The sequence below is a fragment of the Streptomyces sp. NPDC059906 genome (genome assembly GCF_042730645.1).
Classification (GTDB): domain Bacteria; phylum Actinomycetota; class Actinomycetes; order Streptomycetales; family Streptomycetaceae; genus Streptomyces; species Streptomyces rubrogriseus.
Genome location: NZ_JBHWKU010000012.1, coordinates 40,345 through 61,269, shown reverse-complemented (window position 1 = coordinate 61,269; position 20,925 = coordinate 40,345). Strand labels below are relative to the sequence as shown.

Below are 20,925 nucleotides of genomic sequence, written 5' to 3'. Positions count from 1 at the left end.
GGCTGGGGCGAACCCGCCCAGGAGAGGCGAACCCGCCCGGGAGAGGAGCGCAGCCCATGCCCGTCGAACCGCTGTCGCCGCAGGAGGTCGAGGAGCGGCTGGCCGCCCTGCCCGGCTGGTCCCTCGATGCCGGCCGCCTCACCCGCTCCTACCGGCTCGGCTCGCACTTCGCGGCGACCGCGATGGTCGTCCACGTCGCCCAGGTGCAGGAGGAGCTGGACCACCACTCCGACCTCACCCTCGGCTACCACACGGTCGCCCTCGCCGTGCACACCCACAGCGCGGGCGGCGCCGTCACCGAGAAGGACTTCGAGCTGGCCCGCAGGGTGGAGGATCTGGCCGCCGGTCACGGGGCACACTGACGGTGTGCTCGACTACGACAAGGAAGCGGAACGCTACGACGACTCCCGCGGCGGCGAGCCCCGGGCCGCGGCGGCCGCGGAGGGCGTGCTGAGCCTGGTGCCGCGGCAGGCCCGCCGTCTGCTCGACGTGGCCTGCGGCACCGGCATCGTCACCCGGCGGATCGCGGCCGGCCGCGACGGCCTGCGGGTGACCGGCGCCGACCTCGCCCCCGCCATGGCCCACCGCGCCGCCGCCCGGCTGCCCGGCGCCGTCGTCCTCGCCGACAGCCGTCGACTGCCCTTCGCCGACGGGGAGTTCGACGCCGTCACCAGCGTGTGGCTGCTGCACCTCGCCGGCGGCGCCGAGAGCGTGCGGGCGATCGTCGCCGAGTGCGCCCGCGTGCTGCGGCCCGGCGGGACCTATGTGACCACCGTCGACAAGGGCGCCTCGCACAACGTGGGCAGCGACATCGACGCCGTGCTCGCCGCCCGGCCGCCCGGCGTCGCGCACGACGCCGCCCACCTGGTCGAGGCGTACGCCCGCGAGCACGGCCTGGTTCCCGTCGGCGGGGCCCGCTTCACCGGACACGGCCAGGGTCGCAGCCCCCGCCGGACCGTCGCCGACCTGCGGCGCGGCTGGTTCGTCACGCTGCCGCCGGGCGAGCCGCTCGCGGAGGAGTTCGCCGCGCGCCTCGCGGGCCTGCCGGACCAGGACCGGCCCCGGCCCGACCCGGTCTTCACCCTCGCGGCGTTCCAGAAGTCCTCGGCGAAGGGCGGCAACCCGGCCGCCCCGGGCGGCGACTGAGAGGCGGAATCCATCCGCCCTCCAGGAGGTTCGCCCCGTGAGGCACCCCCACACCCACCCCCACACCCACCCCCACACCCACCCCCACACCCACCCCCACACCCACCCCCACACCCACCCCCACGCTCCCCACCCGCACCGCAGACGCCCACTCGCCCTGGCCGCGGCCCTCGCCGCCGCCGGGCTCCTCGGCGCGGGCCTGACGACGCTGGCCCCCGACACCGCCGAGGCCGCCACGGCACGCCAGGTCGAGGCCCTGGACCGGGGCGTCGTCAGCGTCCACACCGGCGACGGGAACCTGGTCGGCTGGCGCTGGCTGGGCACCGACCCGGACAACGTCGCGTTCAACGTCTACCGGGCCGGTACGAAGGTCAACTCCAGCCCCGTCACCGGCTCCACCACCTACTTCCACTCCGGCGCGCCCTCCCACGCCGACTACACCGTCCGCGCGGTCGTGAACGGCACGGAGCAGGGCGACTCCGTCCACGCGATCCAGTTCCGCGCCGGCTACAAGGACGTGCCGATCAGCCCGCCGGCCGGCGGCACCACCCCCGACGGCGTCTCCTACACCTACGAGGCCAACGACGCCTCCGTCGGCGACCTCGACGGCGACGGCGCGCTCGACCTCGTCCTCAAGTGGCAGCCCACCAACGCCAAGGACAACTCCCAGTCCGGCTACACCGGCAACACGATCGTCGACGGCATCAAGCTCGACGGCACCCGCCTGTGGCGCGTCGACCTGGGCCGCAACATCCGCTCCGGCGCCCACTACACCCAGTTCCAGGTGTACGACTACGACGGCGACGGCCGGGCCGAGGTCGCCATGAAGACCGCCGACGGTACGAAGGACGGCACCGGCACGGTCATCGGCAGCTCCTCGGCCGACTACCGCAACTCCAGCGGCTACGTCCTGTCGGGCCCCGAATACCTCACCATGTTCAACGGCCTGACCGGCAAGGCCATGGGCACCGTCGACTACGTCCCCGCCCGGGGCTCGGTCTCCTCCTGGGGCGACTCCTACGGCAACCGCGTCGACCGGTTCCTGGCGGGCACGGCGTACCTGGACGGCGCCCGCCCCTCCGTGATCATGGCGCGCGGGTACTACACGCGCACGGTGATCGCGGCCTGGGACTGGCGGAACGGGCAGTTCACCCGCCGCTGGACCTTCGACACCAACTCCTCCACCAACAGCGGCAAGGGCTACGACGGCCAGGGCAACCACCAGCTCTCCGTCGCGGACGTCGACGGCGACGGCCGGGACGAGATCGTCTACGGCGCGATGGCCGTCGACGACAACGGCTACGCCCTGTGGACCACCCGCAACGGCCACGGCGACGCCATGCACGTCGGCGACCTCGACCCGTCCCGCGCGGGCCTGGAGGAGTTCAAGGTCGACGAGGACGGCTCGAAGCCCTCGTCGTACATGGCGGACGCGCGCACGGGTCAGATCCTCTGGTCCACCGGCGCGAGCGGCGACAACGGCCGCGGCGTCGCCGGGGACATCTGGCCGGGCAGCGCGGGCGCCGAGTCCTGGTCGTCCGCCGAGAGCGGCATCCGCAACCCCAAGGGCACCGTCGTCAGCAGCCGCAAGCCCTCCAGCGCCAACTTCCTGTCCTGGTGGGACGGCGACACCGGCCGCGAACTCCTCGACGGCACCCACGTCGACAAGTACGGCACCTCGGGCGACACCCGCCTGCTCACCGGCTCCGGCGTCGCCTCCAACAACGGCACCAAGGCCACCCCGGTCCTGGCCGGCGACATCCTCGGCGACTGGCGCGAGGAGGTCGTCTGGCGCACGTCGAACAACACGGCCCTGCGCATCTACTCCACCCCCTACGACACGGACACCCGCATCACGACCCTCCTCCACGACACCCAGTACCGCACCGCCCTGTCCTGGCAGAACACCGCCTACAACCAGCCCCCGCACCCGAGCTTCTTCCTTGGCAGTGGCATGGCGACGGCGCCGCGGCCGTCGGTCTACACCCCCTGAACAACGATGGGGCGTGCACCCCGGCCTTCCCGGCGTGCACGCCCCACCCCTGGCTCAGCCGACCTCGCAGCTCCGCTCGCCCAGCGTGAACGAATCCGGATCCGTGTTGGCCCCCGACCAGTTGCCCGTGAAGCCGAAGCTCACCGAGGAGCCCGGCGCCACACCGGTGTTCCAGCCGACGTTCTTCGCCGTCACCGTCGTACCCGACTGGGTGTGCTCGGCGTTCCACATCTGCGTGACCTTCTGGTCGCCGGGGAACGACCAGTCGAGGGACCAGCCGTTCCAGGGCGAGGTGCCGGTGTTGGTGAGGCGGACGTCCGCCCGGAAGCCGCCCGACCACTGGTTCGTGACCGTGTACGTCACCTCGCAGGCGCCGGTGGGGGTGGGATCGGGGCCGGGACCCGGATCGGTGCCCCCGCCCGTGTCCGAGGTGTCGCCGTAGATCACGCCGCGGCCGTTGGTCGCCACGTACACCCGGCCGTACACCCGCGGGTCGCCGGTGATGGCGGCGCCGGTCCAGCCCCACTGGTGGGTGTCGTCGTTGACGCGGATCCAGGTCGCGCCCTCGTCGGTGGAGCGGAAGATGCCGCGCACCCCGCCGATCTTCGCGCTGGTGAAGAGGGTCTGGTACGACGCGCCCGGGGCCGCCTTGCCGAAGCCGACGGTGTCCGCCGCGTCGACGCCCGGCAGCTTGGCGAAGCTCGCGCCGCCGTCCGTCGAGTGCCAAAGGCCGTACGGACCGTCCGTCGCCCCGCCGGCCAGCCAGACGTCGCCCTCCCCGCCCGGCAGCGCCTTGAAGCGGACGCTGTCACCGGCGGGCAGCCCGGTCGCCGCCGAGGCGGTGAAGGTCGCGCCGCCGTCCGTACTGACGTAGAACGTCCCGGACTTGAAGCCGTAGAAGGTCGTGGGGTTCACCCGGTCCGACTCGACGACCGCGCCCGCCGGGATGCCCGTCGACGCCTGCCAGGACGTGCCGAAGCCCGTCGTGTACTGCACATCCGTGCCCTCCGGGCTCCACACGAAGCGGCTGCCGTCCGCGCCCGCCGCGACCGTGCCGCCGCCGCTCACCCCGGACGGGTCGGTGCCGCCGAACCAGTTGGCGCCGTTGTCCGTGGAGAACGCGATGTGCGGACCGGAGTCGAGATTGCCCGCCCGGACCACGACGTCCGGCTTCGTCTCCGCGAAGTCCAGGCTCGTCGTGGAGGTGAAGTTCGGCGAGGTGTACATCATCGACGGGACCTCGGTCAGGCTGGTGTGCCGGAAGCCGCCGACGTCACCCAGCGCGCTGAGCAGCGGGGCGCCGGACGGGGGAGCGGCCAGGTCGTTGACGGCCGTCTCCTCCAGGCCGCGCACCATGGGCTCCACGGCGAACGTGCCGCTCTCGTCGTCCCAGTTCGTCAGGTTCTCGGTGCCGTAGATCGTGGCGCCCGTGCCGTACATCATCCGGTCCGAGTCGAACGGGTCGATCTCCAGCGCCTCCGTCATCCAGCCCAGCTTCGGGGTCTGCTCGGGCGGCGTCGGGTTCGCGCCCCAGGTGAGCCACGGAGACGAGGAGACGTCCATCGTGTAGCGGTTCTCGCGGTCCGGGTACGAGGTGTAGCTCCATGCCTGGGACCACGTCGCGCCGCTGTCCGTCGAGCGGAAGATCTGCGTGTCCGGCCACCACGAGCTGTACGCGGTCGCCATCACCGTCCCCGGGTGCTGCCGGTCGACGGTCAAGCCGCTGAAGCCGTAGTACGTGTCCGCCTCCGCGGCCGGGCTGATGTCCGTCCAGGTCCCGGTCGTCGTCGCGTACCGGTACAGCCGGCCCTTGCCGCCGTCGTACGGGCCGCCCGTGTCGCTGTAGGCGAGGTACAGGTAGCCGTTCTCCGCGTCCAGCACGCCCTTGTGGGCCAGGTAACCCGTGGGCTGGCCGGCGAGCCGCTCCCAGGTCGCGCCCGCGTCGGTGGAGCGGTAGACCGCGTTCTCCTTGTCGGCGACCCCGACGTAGACGGTCCGCGTGGCTGTACCCGCACCGCCCGTCGACTCGTCGAAGGTGACCCAGGTGATGCCCTGGTTGTCGGAGGCGTAGCCGGACGTGTCGCCCGGGTCCTGGGCGTAGTTGCCCGGGTTCGGGAAGGCCGTCACCTCGGACCAGGTGACGCCCGCGTCGGTGGACCGCCACAGTCCGTGGCCGCTGGGGGCGCCCAGGTACAGCACGTCGTTGTCGTGCGGATCCACGGCCAGGCGCTCGCCCATGCCGCGGCCGGGCATGTTGCCGCCCAGCTTGAACGGCAGGTCCGTCTTCTCCCAGGTCGCGCCCCGGTCGCCGGAGCGCAGCACCGCGCCGTTCGTCGGGTCCCAGTCGTTGGTGTACGTGCCGACCGCCGCGTAGACCCGGTCGGGGTCGACGGCGTCGGAGGCGACGCTGACCACGCTCGTGTGGCCCCAGTCGTCCCAGCCGACGTGGTCCAGGAGCGGCGTCCAGGTGTGGGACGACTCCTGCCAGCGGTAGGCGCCGCCGATGTCGGTGCGGGCGTAGGCCAGGTCCTTCTCGGTCCGGTTGAAGACGATGCCGGGGACGAAGCCGCCGCCGTCGATGCGGGCGTTCTTCCAGGTGTAGCCGTCGGCGGCGCCGGCCGCCCGCGGTACCGGCTCGGCGGCCGTCGCCGTGGGCGGACTGCCGGCGAGCAGGCCGGCCGCGAGGGCCAGCAGCACGGTGAGGATCCGGGTTCTTCGCACGGTGGGGAACCGTCCTTCCGTCAGGAACAGAACACATGCGAGGACCGGGCGGCCTCAGGCGTGGGCAGGGGCCGCCCGGTCGGTTGGTCCCGTCGTCCGGTGACGAGACCGATTACGCGGAGCCGTCAAGCGCTACCGGGAAAGAGACGGTGCCCACAGCGCCCCTGCAAGGGGCGCGGGGAACTGCGCGACCAGCCACACTCAGCCCGCAGCCAAAAACCGCTCAACCCGCGGAGCGCTCCGCGGGGGCTATTCCAGTAGCTCCGCGTACGAACCCATGGCGAGGGCTATGTCCGCCTGGGCCCAGAACCGGTGGTACGTGAACGTGGGCGCGGAGCCGCCCTGGAGATAGCTCTCGATCTTCGACCACGCCGGGTCGTCCTGGTAGAAGGAGCGGATCGAGGCGAAGGTCGACGACGCGTCGACCGTGTCGCCGTTCGGCATGGTGCCGCTCCAGCCGCTCGGGACGTAGATCCCGTCGTCGAACCGGTTGTAGTCGGCGCGGGTCTCCGGGACGGCGATGCCGAGCGCGTCCTGGTTGTTCTCCCACATGCCATCCAGCAGCGCCTTGGCGGTCGAGGCCGCCTCGGTGTCGCCCGAGCGGTCGGCGTAGTACGTCAGGGTCTTGGCGTACGCCGCCGCCACACCGACGTCGTTGGTGTAGTCCGCCACCTCGACGTGCAGGCCGCCGTTGTCACCCGGGGACGAGGCGTTCCAGGTGTCGGGCTGACCGGACCACTGGAGCGTTGAGGGGATCAGGAAGGTGCCGTCCGGGTTGACGGTCGTCTCCGACAGCGCCCAGTCGACCCACTTGTCCAGGACCGCCTTGGCGTCGGCGTCACCGCTCTGCTGGTAGTACTCGGCGACCCGCTCCATGGACCACGCCTGGAAGCCGAACCACTGGTTGGACGGCGGGTCGTGGTACACCGGCTTCTCGTCGTAGTACATGCCGTAGAAGGTCGGCGTACCGGCCGGCGGCGTCGCGTAGCGGCCCGCCCAGCTGTTGGTGGCGCCGCCCGCGATGGCACCCTCGTCGGACTGCAGCCAGCGGTAGAACTCCACCTGCCGGTCCAGGGACTTGGCCCAGTCGGACTGGCCCGTCGCCGACTTCGGCTTCAGGTCGGCGTCCGTGCTCAGCGCGTACGCGGCCAGCGGGTTCTGGTAGCCGCCGTGGGTGTGGCTGGAGCCGATGCGCCAGGCCCAGCCCGCCGAGGTGTCCACCGCGCCGCCCCAGGCGTAGTACCAGGACAGCAGGTAGTGCGAGGAGTCCTTGCCGGTACCGGCCGGGCAGGCCGTCGGCCCGACGCAGTCGCCGACCTTCTTGAAGTACTTGTCGAACATGGCGTAGCGCAGGTAGTCGCCCATCTTCGCGGCCTTGTCCAGAGTCGCGGAGATCTCGTCGCCCTTGCCCTGCTCCCCGGCCCAGATGTCCGCCCAGTACGCGGCCTGCACGGCGCGCGCGTCGGCGTCCGGGGCGTTGGTGAACTTCCACTGCTTGGCGTAGGAGGCGTCACCGGTGAACAGGTCCAGGTAGCCGTTCTTGCCGCCGTACTTGAAGGCGTCGCAGGTCGGCTGCGGCACCGTCTCCCACACCGACTCCTGCGCGCCGCGCTGGAAGGTGTTGATGTAGGAGGGCCCGGTGTCCGAGGGGCCGGCCTCGCAGTTGCCGGGCGAGTTGCCGTAGCCGTAGGTGTTGTCGACGTCCTGGAGCCAGTGCATGCCGTAGACGTCGTCCGTGCCGTACGCCGACTTCAGCTCACCGGCGATCGGGTCGGAGCCCACCGACACGGTGCCGTCCAGCGGCGCCGGGTACTCGTTCGGCGTGTCCAGCTCGGGCGCGTAGGTGGCCGGCTTGGCGGCGTTGTAGGAGGAGTTGGTCGGCTGGTCGGCGTGGGTGGGGATCATGTACGTCTCCATGATCTCCCAGGCGTTGTTGAACCGGGTCCAGTCGCCGGTCACCTTGCCGTACATGGCCTGGAGCCACAGCAGGTAGCTGTACGCCTCCGACGTGGTCTCGTGGCCGTGGTCGGGCGCCTCGACGATGAGGGTCTCCACCGAGTGGTAGGGGATGCCCTCGGGCGAGAAGTAGCCGTTCGCCGGGTCGGTGATCTTGCCGTACAGCTCCAGGAAGCGGGCGTCGTAGTCCTTCGCCGCCGCCAGCTGGGTCACGGTGACCGCGGCCTTGCCGTGGCCCGGGGCCGTCGACTCGAAGACCGCCGAGCCGCTGCCGGAGGCGTCCGCCGAGACGGTCACCCGCTGGGCGGTGTCCCAGTTGGACGGGGTGAAGGTGAGGCTCGCGCCGCCGGTCAGCGTCAGGCCCGTGTTGCCGCTCGCGCGGGAGGTCGCGACGGTCACGTTCGCCGTCGGCTGCTCCGAGAGCTTGACCTCGTACGTCCCCGACTCGCCCTGTTGGACGCCGAGTTGGCCCGGCGACGCGACCACGGTCGGCCCGGCGGCCACCGTGACGCCGACCGGGGTCGAGTCCGCGGAGGCACCCATGCTGTCGTAGGCCTTCGCCACCAGAGAATGACTGCCCACGGTCAAGCCGGAGGCGGAGTGCGTGTAGGGCGAGCTGGTGTCGGTGCCCAGCAGGGTGGCGTCGTCGTAGAACTCCACCTTGCTGATCGTGGCGCCGTCGGCGGCGGCCGCCGTGGCCGCCAGTGGCACCGCCTCGCCCCGCGAGTACACGGCGCCCGCCTCCGGGCTGGTCAGCACGGTGATCGGCGGCTGGTGCGCGCCGGTGCAGGAGGTGCCGTTGACCGCGAAGTCGGTGGGCGCGGCGTTGCTGCCGCTGTACGTGAACTGCCCGCCGGTGGAGACGGCGGCCCCGGCGGCGATCCGCGCGTTGTACGAGGCGCTCTTCACGGTGACGTTCCGGCCGGACTGGGACCAGGTGCCGTTCCAGCCGTTCGTGAGCTTCTGGTTGCCCGCGTAGGAGTAGGTCAGCGTCCAGCCGTCGATGGCGTCGGTGCCGTGGTTGGTCAGCGTCAGCTCCGCGGTGAAGCCGGCGCCCCAGTCGTTGGTCTTGTAGTCCACGCTGCACTGAAGTGCGGCCGCCTGGGCCGGAGTTGAACCTGTGCCCAGCATCGTGAGGGGGAGTGCGAGGGCCGCCAGCGCGGCGGTCCACCAGCGCCGCGCGGTGCGGCGTCTGAGTCTGTGTCCTGAGTGCATGGTGCTGGTTCCTCCTTGCGGCTCGGGGAGGGGTGGGGGAGGAGCAACAAGCCTTGAACCAGTGGGAGCGCTCCCATAGTGAGGAGGGTGCCTGGTGCGGTCAAGATGTGTGAACAGTCGAAAAGATTCGACAGGTTCGACGGGGAGAAAGTCGGTAACTCCTCTGTTCTTTGCCGTCACTTGGCGCTACCTTCGCTGCACCAGTGGGAGCGGTTCCACCAGTCGACGCGTCCGTCACGGCGCGCCCGAACTGCAAGGAGTCGCTCATGCGCCACCCCCCGTTCCACCCCCCGCGTTCAGGACTTTTAGCCGTTGCCGCAGCCGTGGCCGCTACGTGTCCGACGCCTCGCCGGCCCGTGTGCCGGATCGCTCACCCCTCGGGCCGTTCCACCGTGCCCGCGGGCCGTTCCTGACCTCCGATCACGACGGCACCCCCATGCCGATCGGCAGCGGGCCGCACCGGCACGGGCGCGGCCCGGGACGACAGCAGCACCCCCACGAAAGAAGGAACCCGCACTCATGACCCGTACCAGAACCGCGATGCTCGCCGCCCTCACCCTGGTCGCCGGCGCCTCGGGCACGGCACTGGCCGCCCACTCGGCGAGCGCCGGGGCCGCGGCCGCCGCCTGCACCGTCGACTACCAGGTGCAGAACGACTGGGGAAGCGGATTCACCGCTGCCGTGACCGTCACCAACAACGGTGCCGCCACGTCCAACTGGTCGCTGGGATGGACCTACGCAGGCAGCCAGAAGGTCACCAACAGCTGGAACGCGAAGGTCACTCAGAGCGGTGCCGCCGTCACCGCGGCCAACGAGTCCTACAACGGCACCCTGTCCACGGGCGGTTCGGCGAGCTTCGGCTTCCAGGGCACCTACAGCGGCAGCAACGCGATCCCGGCCACCTTCACCCTCAACGGCGTGACCTGCAACGTCGACGGCGGAACCGACCCCACGGACCCGCCCACCGATCCGACCGACCCGCCGACCGACCCCACCGGCCCGGGCGACCGGGTGGACAACCCCTACGACGGCGCCCAGGTCTACGTGAACCCCGAGTGGTCCGCCAACGCCGCCGCCGAACCCGGCGGTGACCGCATCGCCGACGAGCCGACCGGGGTGTGGCTCGACCGGATCGCCGCCATCGAGGGCGCGAACGGCGGCATGGGGCTGCGCGACCACCTGGACGCGGCGCTGGAGCAGAAGGGCTCCGGCGAGATGGTCGTCCAGCTGGTCATCTACAACCTGCCGGGGCGCGACTGTGCCGCCCTCGCCTCCAACGGCGAGCTGGGCCCGACCGAGATCGACCGGTACAAGACCGAGTACATCGACCCGATCGCCGAGATCCTCGCCGACTCGAAGTACGCAGACCTCCGGATCGTCACGACGGTCGAGATCGACTCGCTGCCCAACCTGATCACCAATGTCTCCGGGCGGCCGACCGTCACGGAGAACTGCGACATCATGAAGGCCAACGGCAACTACCAGAAGGGCGTCGGCTACGCCCTGAACAAGCTCGGCGACGCCGGCAACGTCTACAACTACGTCGACGCCGGCCACCACGGCTGGCTCGGCTGGGACAGCAACTTCGGCCCCTCCGCCGAGATGTTCAAGACCGCCGCCACCACCGAGGGCGCGACCCTCGACGACGTGCACGGCTTCATCGTCAACACCGCCAACTACAGCGCCCTGAAGGAGGAGAACTTCAAGATCACGGACTCGGTGAACGGGACCTCCGTGCGCCAGTCCGACTGGGTCGACTGGAACCAGTACACCGACGAGCTGTCCTACGCCCAGGCCATGCGCGACAAGCTGGTCTCGCTCGGCTTCGACCAGAACCTCGGCATGCTGATCGACACCTCCCGCAACGGCTGGGGCGGCGCCGACCGGCCCACCGGACCGGGCGCGACGACCGACGTGAACACCTACGTGAACGGCGGGCGCTACGACCGCCGCATCCACCTCGGCAACTGGTGCAACCAGTCCGGAGCGGGCCTCGGCGAGCGCCCGCAGGCCAGCCCCGCCGCCGGGATCGACGCGTACGTGTGGATGAAGCCCCCGGGCGAGTCCGACGGCTCCAGCAAGCTGATCGACAACCCGGACGGCAAGGGCTTCGACCGGATGTGCGACCCCACCTACACGGGCAACGAGCGCAACGGCAACAACATGTCGGGCGCCCTGCCCGACGCCCCGATCTCGGGGGCCTGGTTCTCCGCGCAGTTCCAGGAGCTGATGAAGAACGCCTACCCGCCCCTGTCGTGAGCGGGTTCCCGCGCGCGCGACGCGGGTGAACCGCCGGGGTCCGGTCCTTGCGGGCCGGGCCCCGGCGGCCGCCACTTTTTTGCGGGAGCGGCAACACCGGTTGCCCCCGGCCGGTGAGTCGTCGCACGCTGGCGGCACCGCGAACGGGAGGCTACCGGCATGGCGCACGACCACCACCACGACACACACGACCCCGCCCACCAGCAGGGACACGGACAGGGACACGGACACGGACACGGGCACGCGCACGACCACGCCGACATCGACTGGTCCGAGATGGCCCCGCACCTGGAGGCGCAGGCCGAGCTGTACACGCCGCTGTACCGGCAGGCCCTGTCCTGGCTGGCCGGCGAGGTCACGGAGCCCGGTCTGATCGTCGACGTCGGCAGCGGACCCGGCGTCGTCTCGTCCCTGTTCGCCGACACCTTCCCCGGCGCCCGCGTGGTCGCCGCGGACGGCGCCGGACCGCTCCTGGACCGGGCCCGCGCCCGCGCCGAGCGGCTCGGGTTCGGCGACCGCTTCGGCACCCTCGCCGGGGACCTGCCCGGCGCACTGGCCGAGCTGGACTACCCCGCCGACCTGATGTGGGCCAGCCAGAGCCTGCACCACCTCCCCGACCAGCGTGCCGCCCTCGCCGCGCTCGGCGGGCACCTCGCGCCCGGCGGCACCCTGGCGATCCTGGAGGGCGGACTGCCCGCCCGGTTCCTGCCCCGCGACATCGGGACCGGACGCCCCGGGCTCCAGGCCAGGATCCGCGCAGTGGAGGAGGACGCGTTCGCCGAGATGCGCGCGGACCTGCCGGACTCCGTGGACGAGGCCGAGGACTGGCCCGCGATGCTGACGGCCGCCGGACTGAAGCACACCGGCACCCGCAGCTTCCTGCTCGACCTGCCCGCGCCCCTCTCCGACGAGGCTCGCGACTACGTCACCACGTCACTGTCCCGGCTGCGCGAGCGGATCGGCGAGCGCCTGGACGCCGGGGACCGCGCCACCCTGGACCGGCTGCTCGACCCCGCCGACGAGGCGGGCGTGCACCGCCGCCAGGACCTGTTCGTACTGGTGGCGCACACCGTCTACACGGCGGTACGGCCGGTCTGAGGCCGCCGCCGGGGCTCGCGCTTGACTTCGAGAGCGCTCCAAGTGATGGACTCCCCGCTGTCCGTGAGAGAAGCAGGAACAGACACAGGGGGACTCATGACCGACACACCGGTCACGCTCATCACCGGCGGCGGCAGCGGCATCGGAGCCGCCGTCGCCCGGCGGCTGCTGGACGCGGGGCAGCGGGTGGCCGTCACCGGGCGCGGGGAGGCGAGGCTGCGGGCGTTCAGCGCGGAACTCGGTGACCCCGAGGGCCTGCTGACGATTCGGGGCAGTGCCGCCGAGCATGCACAGGTGGCCGCCGCGGTCGAGACCACGCTCAAGGAGTTCGGCCGTCTCGACACGGTCGTCGCCAACGCCGGTTTCGCCACCCACGACTCGGTCGCCGAGGGCGACCCCGCGGGCTGGACCGAGATGGTGCTGACCAACGTCCTGGGCCCGGCCCTGCTGATCAGGGCCTCCATCGACGCGCTCAAGGAGAGCCGCGGACGGATCGTGCTGGTGGGCAGCGTCGCCGGTTTCGTGAACACGCCGGGCAACATCTACGGCGCCACCAAGTGGGCCGTGACCGGTCTCGCCGAGAACACCCGGCGCGAGGTGACGCAGTGGGGCGTGGGCGTGACCCTGATCGCGCCCGGCCGGGTGGAGACGCCGTTCTGGGACGGCGCCGACGGCCTGCCGCCCGGCGAGCTGCTCACCGCCGGCCAGATCGCCGACTCGGTCGTCTGGGCCATGACCCAGCCCGCCGGGGTCGACGTCAACACCGTGGTCGTACGGCCGCTGGGGCAGCCCAACTGACACGGCGAGAGGGGCCCGGCCGCGCACGCGGCCCGGGCCCCTCTCCCCGTGTGTGCCACTCAGGAGTTGACGTCCGCCGGGTCCGAGCCCAGCCGGCGGTCCTCGTTGAGCGCGCTGATCGCCGCGAGGTCCTCGGTGTCCAGGCTGAAGCCGAACACGTCGAGGTTCTCCTTGATCCGGGACGGCGTCACGGACTTCGGAATCACCACGTTGCCCAGCTGGAGGTGCCAGCGCAGCACGACCTGGGCCGGGGTGCGCCCGTGCTTCTGGGCGATCGCGACGATCGCCGGGATGTCCAGGATGCCCTTGCCGGAGCCGAGCGGGGACCAGGCCTCGGTGGCGATGCCCTGCTCCGCGTGCACCTCGCGGGCGGCGTGCTGCTGCAGGTGCGGGTGCAGCTCGATCTGGTTGACGGCCGGGATCACCGACGTCTCGGCGGTCAGCCGCTCCAGGTGCTCCGGCAGGAAGTTGGACACGCCGATGGCGCGGACCCGGCCGTCGGCCAAGAGCTTCTCGAACGCCTTGTAGCTGTCGACGTACTTCTCCCTGGCCGGCATGGGCCAGTGGATCAGGTAGAGGTCGAGGTACTCCAGGCCGAGCTTCGCCATCGAGGTGTCGAAGGCGCGGAGGGTGGAGTCGTACCCCTGGTCGCTGTTCCAGAGCTTGGTGGTGACGAAGAGGTCCTCGCGGGCCAGACCGGAGGCGGCGATCGCCCGGCCGGTGCCCTCTTCATTGCCGTAGATCGCCGCTGTGTCGATGCTGCGGTACCCGGCCTCCAGGGCCAGGGCGACCGCGGTCTGCGCCTCGTCGTCCGGCACCTGCCAGACGCCGAAGCCCAGCTGGGGCATCTCGACGCCGTTGTTCAGGATGATCGGGGGGACCTTGCTGCTCACGAGCTCTTGATCCTTCGGTTGTGGTCAGGTGGTACTCATATCGTCAACGATCACGAGCCCGGACGCATTCCTGACCGTGGAACTCACGCTGTGTAAAGGGCCGCGACCTCGGTGCCGTAGGCGTTCTCGATGGCCTTGCGCTTCAGCTTCAGCGAGGGGGTGAGCAGCCCGTGCTCCTCGGTGAACGGCTGGGCGAGGATGCGAAAGGTGCGGATCGACTCGGCCTGGGACACCAGCGTGTTGGCCGCGACGACCGCGCGCCGCACCTCCGTCTCCAGGTCGGCGTCGTGCACCAGGTCGGCCGGCGCCATCTGCGGCTTGTTGCGCATCGTCAGCCAGTGCTCGACCGCCTCCTGGTCCAGCGTGATGAGGGCGGCGACGTAGGGCCGGTCGTTGCCGACGACGATGCACTGGTTGACCAGCGGATGGTCGCGCACCCGCTCCTCCAGCAGGCCCGGGGAGACGCTCTTGCCACCGGAGGTCACCAGGATCTCCTTCTTGCGGCCCGTGATGGTGAGGTAGCCGTCCTCGTCCAGCGAGCCCAGGTCGCCGGTGGCCAGCCAGCCGTCGTGCAGGGTCTCGTCGGTGGCCTTGGGGTTGTTCAGGTACCCCTCGAAGACGTTGTCGCCGTTGAGCCAGATCTCGCCGTCGTCCGCGATGTGCACGGTCATGCCCGGTATCGGCTGCCCGACGGTGCCGTAGCGGGTGCGCTCGGGCGGGTTGGCGGTGGCGGCGGCCGTGGACTCGGTCAGGCCGTAGCCCTCGTAGATCTGCACGCCCGCGCCCGCGAAGAACAGTCCCAGCCGCCGGTCCATCGCCGAGCCGCCCGACATGGCGTTGCGGATGCGCCCGCCCATCGCGGCCCGCACCTTGGCGTAGACGAGCTTGTCGAAGAGCTGGTGCTGCATCCGCAGCCCCGCCGAGGGTCCCGGTCCGGTGCCCCAGGCCTTCGCCTCCACCGCCTCCGCGTACTTCACGGCCACGTCCACGGCCTTCTCGAAGGGACCGGCCTTCCCCTCCTTCTCCGCCTTGCGCCGCGCCGCGTTGAACACCTTCTCGAAGATGTACGGCACCGCCAGGATGAAGGTCGGCCGGAAGGCGGCCAGGTCGGGCAGCAGCGCCGCGGCGTTGAGCTGCGGCTGGTGGCCGAAGCGGACCCGGCCGCGGATCGCCGCGACCTCCACCATCCGCCCGAAGACGTGCGCGAGCGGCAGGAAGAGCAGCGTCGCCGCCTCGTCGCCCCGCTTGGAGTGGAACACCGGCTCCCAGCGCGCGATGACGGTGTCCGCCTCGTACATGAAGTTGCCGTGGGTCAGGACGCAGCCCTTGGGGCGGCCGGTGGTGCCCGAGGTGTAGATGACGGTGGCGACCGACTCCGGTGTGACCGCCTTGCGGTGCCGGTGGACCACCTCGTCGTCGAGGTGCGCGCCCGCGTCGTACAGCTCCTGCACGACTCCGGAGTCCAGCTGCCACAGGCCGCGCAGGTGCGGCAGCCGGTCGATGACGGTGGCGATCGTCATGGCGTGGTCCTCGTGCTCCACGACCGCGGCCGTCACCTCGGCGTCGTAGAGCATCCACATGCACTGCTCGGCCGAGGAGGTCGGGTAGACCGGCACCACCTGGGCGCCGATCGTCCACAGGGCGAAGTCGAACAGGGTCCACTCGTAGCGGGTGCGGGACATGATGGCGACCCGGTCGCCGAAGCGGATGCCCTGGGCCAGCAGCCCCTTGGCGAGGGCCAGCACCTCGTCGCGGAAGGCACCGGCGGTGACGTCCCGCCACTGCCCGGCCTCGTCCTTGCGGCCGAGCGCGATGTGCCGCGGATCCTCCCGGGCATGCTCGAAGACGACGTCGGCCAGACCGCCCACCGGTGGTGCCAACGTCAACGGAGCACTGGTGAACTCGCGCAAACCCCGCTCCCCGCTTTTCGATCCCCGCTTTTCGATGACGCCCCCGCACAGCGCGGTGAAAGCTACCCCACCCGGCGCGGGGACGGGAGGGGCGCCAAAATCGAACAGGGCTCATGTTCGCGCTGGTCAGCGAGAGGAAATGCGCTCACATGGGGAAGGGTCGGACAGTTTCCTGACGGTTGAGCAAGGTTCGGTGCCGTAATCTCCACCGAATCTGTACGACCCGCTTACCGCCGGTACGGGGGTGCCGGAACGGCTTCCTCCTCTTTCAGTGCGGGCGGCGCGGAATCCGCCACACCGGCATTCCGGTCCCCGCGTTCGGCCCTGACCAGGACGAGCACCAGCACCCCGGCGACGGCCGCGACCGCGCCCGCGGCCACCGCGGCCGCGTTCAGTCCGGAGGCGAACGAGGCCCGCAGCGCGTGCTCGCCGAACACACCCCGCAGGGCGCCCGCCGCACCGCCCGCCAGACCGTGCGCCGCGTCGTGCGGAAGCGTGTCCTCCATGCGCGAGGTCAGCACCGTGCCGAACACGGCGATGCCGAGCGCGTACCCGAGCTGGCGGAAGGTGTTGACCGCGCCCCCGGCCATGCCGGACCGCTCCGCCGGGACCGCGGCCAGCGCCGCGCCCGCGATGCCCGGCGACACCAGGCCCGTTCCCACACCCACCAGGAGCAGCCCCGGCACCAGGGCGGACGCGCTGGAGCCCGCGTCCAGGAACGCCATGCAGAACTGCCCCGCCGCGATCAGCAGCAGCCCGCCCCCGATGGTCAGCCGCGCCGGCACCCCGTGCAGCAGCCGCCCGCCCGCCGCGGCCACCACGAACGACGCCAGCGACAGCCACACGAACACCAGACCGCCGCGCACCGGGCTCATCCCCAGCATCGTCTGCAGCCATATGGAGGTGTACGCCATCACACCGAACGCCGCCGCGTTGAAGGCCAGCCCGCCCAGCATCACGCCCGAGAACGCGGGCCGCAGGAACAGCCGCGGGTCGAGCAGCGGATCGGCGACCCGGCGCTCCACGGCGACGAACGCGCCCAGTGCCAGCACCGCGAGCACGAAGGAGACGAGGGTGCCGCCCTCCGTCCACCCGTGCGCCCCGGCCCGCACCGCCCCGTACGTCACCGCCCCGGCGAACGCCGCGAACGCGGCCGTGCCCGCCCAGTCCACGCGGCGCCCGGCCGCCCCGCGCGACTCCGGCACCACGCGCAGCGTCAGCCAGACCGCCGCCACGCTCACCGGCAGGTTCACCCAGAAGATCCAGCGCCAGCCCGGACCGTCGGTGAGCAGCCCGCCCAGCACCGGACCCACGGCCGCCGCCGCCCCGCTGACCGCGCCCCAGACCCCGAGCGCCATCGACCGCCGGCGCCCCTGGTAGACCGAGCCGAGCAGCGGCAGCGTGGTGGCGAACATCGCCGCCGCGCCCAGCCCCTGCAGCCCGCGCGCGGCGACCAGCATGCCCGGCCCGGTGGCCAGCCCGCACAGCAGCGACGCCACCGCGAACAGCACCACGCCCGCCACGTGCACCCGGCGCCGTCCCAGGACGTCGGCCGCCGCCCCCAGTCCCAGCAGCAGCGCGGCCAGCGCCAGCGCGTAGCCGTCCATCACCCATTGCAGATCGCTCAGCGAGGCGTGCAGCCCCCGGGCCATGTCCGGCAGCGCGACGACCGCGATCGTCACGTCCAGCAACAGCATGAACGTCCCCAGGCACACCGCCGTGAGCGGTCCCCATGTACGCATGTTCCGTCTTCTCTCCCGTGTCGTACGTCTTTGCGTGCCTCCGTACGATGGTTCGCGCTCGGCCGATCGCATCGGTTTACGGCCAGCATGTGACGGAAGCCGACAGGAAAGGCCGCCATGCGGATGGAATCCGACTCCTTCGACGAACTCGACCTGGGGCTGCTCGACGCGCTGGAGGTGAACGGCCGCGCCTCCTTCAGCCGCATCGGGGCGGTACTCGGCGTCTCCGCCCAGACCGTCGCCCGCCGCTACCGCAGGCTGTGCGCCGAGGGCGGGCTGCGAGTGGTCGCCGTCCGGGACGCCGAGCGGCTCGGCCAGGACCACTGGACGCTACGGCTGCGCTGCGTGCCCGACAGTTCCGCGGCCATCGCGGACGCCCTCGCGAAGCGGCCGGACACCAACTGGATCGGAGTGGCCAGCGGTGGCACGGAGGTCATCCTCGGAACCCGGCCGCGCAGCCCCGGTGCCCGCGACGACCTGCTCCTCGGCAAGTTGCCGCGCACACCGCGCGTGCTGGAGATCCACGCTCACCAGATGCTGCACCGCTTCTACGGCGGGCCGAGCGGCTGGCTGCGCAAGTTCGGCGTGCTCAGCGACGAGCAGGTGGCGGCACTGCGGATCGAGCCGGGTCCCACCCGGCAGGGACCGGCCCGCATCGACCCCGAGGACGAGTCGTTGCTCGCCGTCCTGGAACGGGACGGCCGGGCCACCTACCCGGAACTCCAACGAGCCACCGGTCGCTCCGAGTCCGGCGTCAAGCGCCGTCTCGCCGCGCTGCTCGCCTCCGGTGCCGTCTACATCGACGTCGAGTACGACCCCGACATCCTCGGCTACCGCACCGACGCCGCCCTGTGGATCACCACCAGCCCCGCCGCCCTGCACCGGGTCGGTGAGGCCCTCGCCGCCCACGACGAGATCGCGCACGTCGCCGCGACGGCCGGGCCGTCCAACATCATCGCCACCGCGGTCGTCCGCAGTACCGCCGACCTCTACACCTACCTCAGCGGACCGCTCGGGCACCTGGAGGGCGTCCAGCACCTGGAGGCGTCCCCGCTCCTGCGTCGCGTCAAGCGGCTGACCTATCCGAGGCCCGTGCGCTGAGGCCGGTGCAGCCGGTCGCCGCCCGCCAGGATCGCCGCCGCCAGCGCGTCGGCCGCGCCCTGCGCCGAGGGGCGGCGGCCGCCGTGCACCAGCACGAAGTCGACGCCGCCCAGCTCGGGCAGCCCGGCCCGGTCCGGCACCCGTACCAGACCGGGCGGGACGAGGCCGCGCGAGTGCGCCATCACGCCCAGGCCCGCTCGGGCGGCGGCGATCAGGCCGTTGAGGCTGCCGCTGGTGCACGCGATGTGCCACGCGCGGCCCTCCCGCTGCAGGGCGTCCAGGGCGAGCGCGCGGGTGATGCCGGGCGGCGGGTAGACGATGAGCGGCACCGGGCGGTCCGGTTCGAGGCGCAGCCGCTCCGCGCCGATCCAGACCAGCCGGTCGCTCCACACCGGCTCGCCGCGCGGGTCCTCGGGCCGCCGCTTGGCGAGCACCAGGTCCAGCTTCCCGGCCGCCAGCTGCTCGTGCAGCGTGCCCGACAGCTCCACCGTCAGCTCCAGGTCGACCTCGGGGTGGTCGTGCCGGAAGGCCTCCAGGATCTCCGGCAGCCGGGTCAGCACGAAGTCCTCGGACGCCCCGAACCGCAGCCGCCCGCGCAGCCGGGTGCCCGTGAAGAAGGCCGTCGCCTGCTCGTGCACCTCCAGGATCCGGCGCGCGAACCCGAGCATCGCCTCCCCGTCCTCGGTCAGCTCCACGGAGTGCGTGTCCCGGCTGAACAGCTGCCGCCCGGTGGCGTCCTCCAGCCGCCGCACGTGCTGGCTCACCGTCGACTGACGCAGCCCGAGCCGCCGGGCGGCCTGCGTGAAACTCAGCGTCTGGGCCACCGACAGGAACGTACGCAGGTGGGAGGGGTCGTACATGCCGCCAGCCTAGCGGTGGTCATCGGTGATTGTGATGACAGTCAGAGCGGTATGCCGGATTCCCGATCGCCGGACGGGGGAGCACGATGGAGCGGGGACCCGTGACCCCGTGGAATGAGCAGTACGGGCCGTACGGGCCGTACGAGCAAGCAGCGAGCAAGTGGAGCACCGTGAAACGCCTGCGTTGGCCGCGTTGGATGCCGATCGACCCGTACATCCTGCTGCTGCTCGGCACGGTGGGCCTCGCCGCGCTGCTGCCGGCCCGCGGCACGGGCGCGGACGTCGCCTCCGGCGCCTCCACCGGCGCGATCGCGTTCCTCTTCTTCCTCTACGGCGCCCGGCTCTCCACCCGTGAGGCGATGGACGGCGTACGGCACTGGCGGCTCCACGTCACCGTGCTGGCCTGCACCTTCGTCGTCTTCCCGCTGCTCGGCCTCGCCTCGCGCGGTCTGGTCCCGGTGTTCCTGACCGATCCCCTCTACCAGGGCCTGCTCTTCCTCACCCTGGTCCCGTCGACCATCCAGTCGTCAATCGCCTTCACCTCCATCGCCCGCGGCAACGTGCCCGCCGCCATCTGCGCCGGGTCCTTCTCCTCGCTGGTCGGCATCGTCGTCACACCGCTGCTGGCCGCCGCCCTGCTGGGCGGCAGCGGGGGCGGGTTCTCCGCCGACTCGGTGGTGAAGATCGTGCTGCAACTGCTGGTGCCGTTCGTGGCCGGGCAACTGCTGCGCCGGTGGATCGGCGGCTTCGTCGCCCGGCACAAGAAGGTGCTCGGGCTCGTCGACCGAGGCTCCATCCTCCTGGTCGTCTACACCGCGTTCAGTGAGGGCATGGTCGAGGGCATCTGGCACCAGGTGAGTCCGGCGCGGCTGGCCGGGCTGCTGGCCGTCCAGGCGGTGCTCCTGGCCGTGATGCTGGCCCTGACCTGGTACGGGGCGAAGGGCCTCGGCTTCGGGCGGGAGGACCGGATCGCGATCCAGTTCGCCGGGTCCAAGAAGTCCCTCGCCGCCGGACTGCCCATGGCGAGCGTCCTGTTCGGCGCCCAGGCCTCGCTGGCGGTGCTGCCGCTGATGCTCTTCCACCAGATGCAGCTGATGGTGTGCGCGGTGATCGCCAAACGCCGGTCGCGCGACCCGGAGGCGGTCGCGTCCGAGGAGCCGGCCGCCCCGGCGCGGACCGCGGCCGGCACCGGCAGCCGCTCCGGCTGAGGCCCCCGCGTTCCGGCGTTCCCGC

The 20,925-nt window shown here is 71.7% G+C and carries 14 protein-coding genes; 8 read left to right on the top strand and 6 right to left on the bottom strand.

Features of this window, described 5'->3' with window-relative positions:
- The first annotated feature begins 56 nt into the window (after nucleotides 1-56).
- From ACFV9J_RS19770 to ACFV9J_RS19760, 3 genes are all read left to right on the top strand, one after another.
- Entirely contained in the window at nucleotides 57-362 is a 306-nt protein-coding gene (locus ACFV9J_RS19770; RefSeq protein ID WP_385355945.1) for a 4a-hydroxytetrahydrobiopterin dehydratase, read from the top strand.
- A 4-nt stretch (nucleotides 363-366) separates the two neighbouring features.
- Nucleotides 367-1,146, top strand: a complete 780-nt coding sequence (locus tag ACFV9J_RS19765; protein WP_385355944.1) for a class I SAM-dependent methyltransferase — start codon at nucleotides 367-369, stop codon at nucleotides 1,144-1,146.
- Between the two features lie 157 nt (nucleotides 1,147-1,303).
- Complete coding sequence (locus tag ACFV9J_RS19760; RefSeq protein WP_385356123.1) at nucleotides 1,304-3,139, top strand: rhamnogalacturonan lyase; 1,836 nt, start codon at nucleotides 1,304-1,306, stop codon at nucleotides 3,137-3,139.
- A 54-nt stretch (nucleotides 3,140-3,193) separates the two neighbouring features.
- Here the strand turns inward: ACFV9J_RS19760 and ACFV9J_RS19755 are convergent, their stop codons facing one another.
- Together ACFV9J_RS19755 and ACFV9J_RS19750 are read right to left on the bottom strand one after the other, a co-directional pair.
- A complete protein-coding gene (locus tag ACFV9J_RS19755) occupies nucleotides 3,194-5,860 on the bottom strand; it encodes a cellulose binding domain-containing protein (RefSeq protein WP_385355943.1) in 2,667 nt (888 codons plus the stop codon).
- 249 nt (nucleotides 5,861-6,109) lie between these two features.
- A complete protein-coding gene (locus ACFV9J_RS19750; protein ID WP_385355941.1) occupies nucleotides 6,110-9,031 on the bottom strand; it encodes a glycoside hydrolase family 48 protein in 2,922 nt (973 codons plus the stop codon).
- A 519-nt stretch (nucleotides 9,032-9,550) separates the two neighbouring features.
- Here ACFV9J_RS19750 and ACFV9J_RS19745 point away from each other — a divergent pair.
- The 3 genes from ACFV9J_RS19745 to ACFV9J_RS19735 all read left to right on the top strand — a co-directional run bounded on the left by ACFV9J_RS19745 (nucleotide 9,551) and on the right by ACFV9J_RS19735 (nucleotide 13,186).
- Nucleotides 9,551-11,290, top strand: a complete 1,740-nt coding sequence (locus tag ACFV9J_RS19745) for a cellulose 1,4-beta-cellobiosidase (RefSeq protein ID WP_385355940.1) — start codon at nucleotides 9,551-9,553, stop codon at nucleotides 11,288-11,290.
- A gap of 159 nt (nucleotides 11,291-11,449) precedes the next feature.
- The gene (locus ACFV9J_RS19740) at nucleotides 11,450-12,388 is read left to right on the top strand and encodes a methyltransferase (RefSeq protein ID WP_385355938.1); all 939 of its coding nucleotides are present in this window, start codon (nucleotides 11,450-11,452) and stop codon (nucleotides 12,386-12,388) included.
- Nucleotides 12,389-12,484: 96 nt separating this feature from the next.
- A complete protein-coding gene (locus ACFV9J_RS19735) occupies nucleotides 12,485-13,186 on the top strand; it encodes an SDR family oxidoreductase (protein ID WP_385355936.1) in 702 nt (233 codons plus the stop codon).
- Nucleotides 13,187-13,245: 59 nt separating this feature from the next.
- Here ACFV9J_RS19735 and ACFV9J_RS19730 read toward each other — a convergent pair whose 3' ends face one another.
- The 3 genes from ACFV9J_RS19730 to ACFV9J_RS19720 form a co-directional block, all read right to left on the bottom strand.
- Nucleotides 13,246-14,079 carry an aldo/keto reductase gene (locus tag ACFV9J_RS19730; RefSeq protein WP_385355934.1) on the bottom strand — a complete coding sequence of 278 codons (834 nt, stop codon included), beginning with the start codon at nucleotides 14,077-14,079 and terminating at the stop codon, nucleotides 13,246-13,248.
- A gap of 83 nt (nucleotides 14,080-14,162) precedes the next feature.
- On the bottom strand, nucleotides 14,163-15,989 hold the full coding sequence (locus tag ACFV9J_RS19725; RefSeq protein ID WP_385355933.1) for an AMP-dependent synthetase/ligase: 1,827 nt from the start codon (nucleotides 15,987-15,989) through the stop codon (nucleotides 14,163-14,165).
- Nucleotides 15,990-16,216: 227 nt separating this feature from the next.
- Complete coding sequence (locus tag ACFV9J_RS19720) at nucleotides 16,217-17,731, bottom strand: MFS transporter (protein ID WP_385355931.1); 1,515 nt, start codon at nucleotides 17,729-17,731, stop codon at nucleotides 16,217-16,219.
- Nucleotides 17,732-17,848: 117 nt separating this feature from the next.
- Here ACFV9J_RS19720 and ACFV9J_RS19715 point away from each other — a divergent pair, with 117 nt between their 5' ends.
- Nucleotides 17,849-18,832 carry an Lrp/AsnC family transcriptional regulator gene (locus tag ACFV9J_RS19715; RefSeq protein WP_385355930.1) on the top strand — a complete coding sequence of 328 codons (984 nt, stop codon included), beginning with the start codon at nucleotides 17,849-17,851 and terminating at the stop codon, nucleotides 18,830-18,832.
- Here the strand turns inward: ACFV9J_RS19715 and ACFV9J_RS19710 are convergent.
- On the bottom strand, nucleotides 18,811-19,692 hold the full coding sequence (locus ACFV9J_RS19710) for a LysR substrate-binding domain-containing protein (protein WP_109028535.1): 882 nt from the start codon (nucleotides 19,690-19,692) through the stop codon (nucleotides 18,811-18,813). The two genes, ACFV9J_RS19715 and ACFV9J_RS19710, sit on opposite strands and share 22 nt — an antisense overlap.
- 197 nt (nucleotides 19,693-19,889) lie before the next feature.
- On the opposite strand from ACFV9J_RS19710, the gene ACFV9J_RS19705 reads away from it, so the two are divergent.
- Complete coding sequence (locus tag ACFV9J_RS19705) at nucleotides 19,890-20,900, top strand: bile acid:sodium symporter family protein (protein WP_385356121.1); 1,011 nt, start codon at nucleotides 19,890-19,892, stop codon at nucleotides 20,898-20,900.
- Nucleotides 20,901-20,925 lie beyond the last annotated feature (25 nt).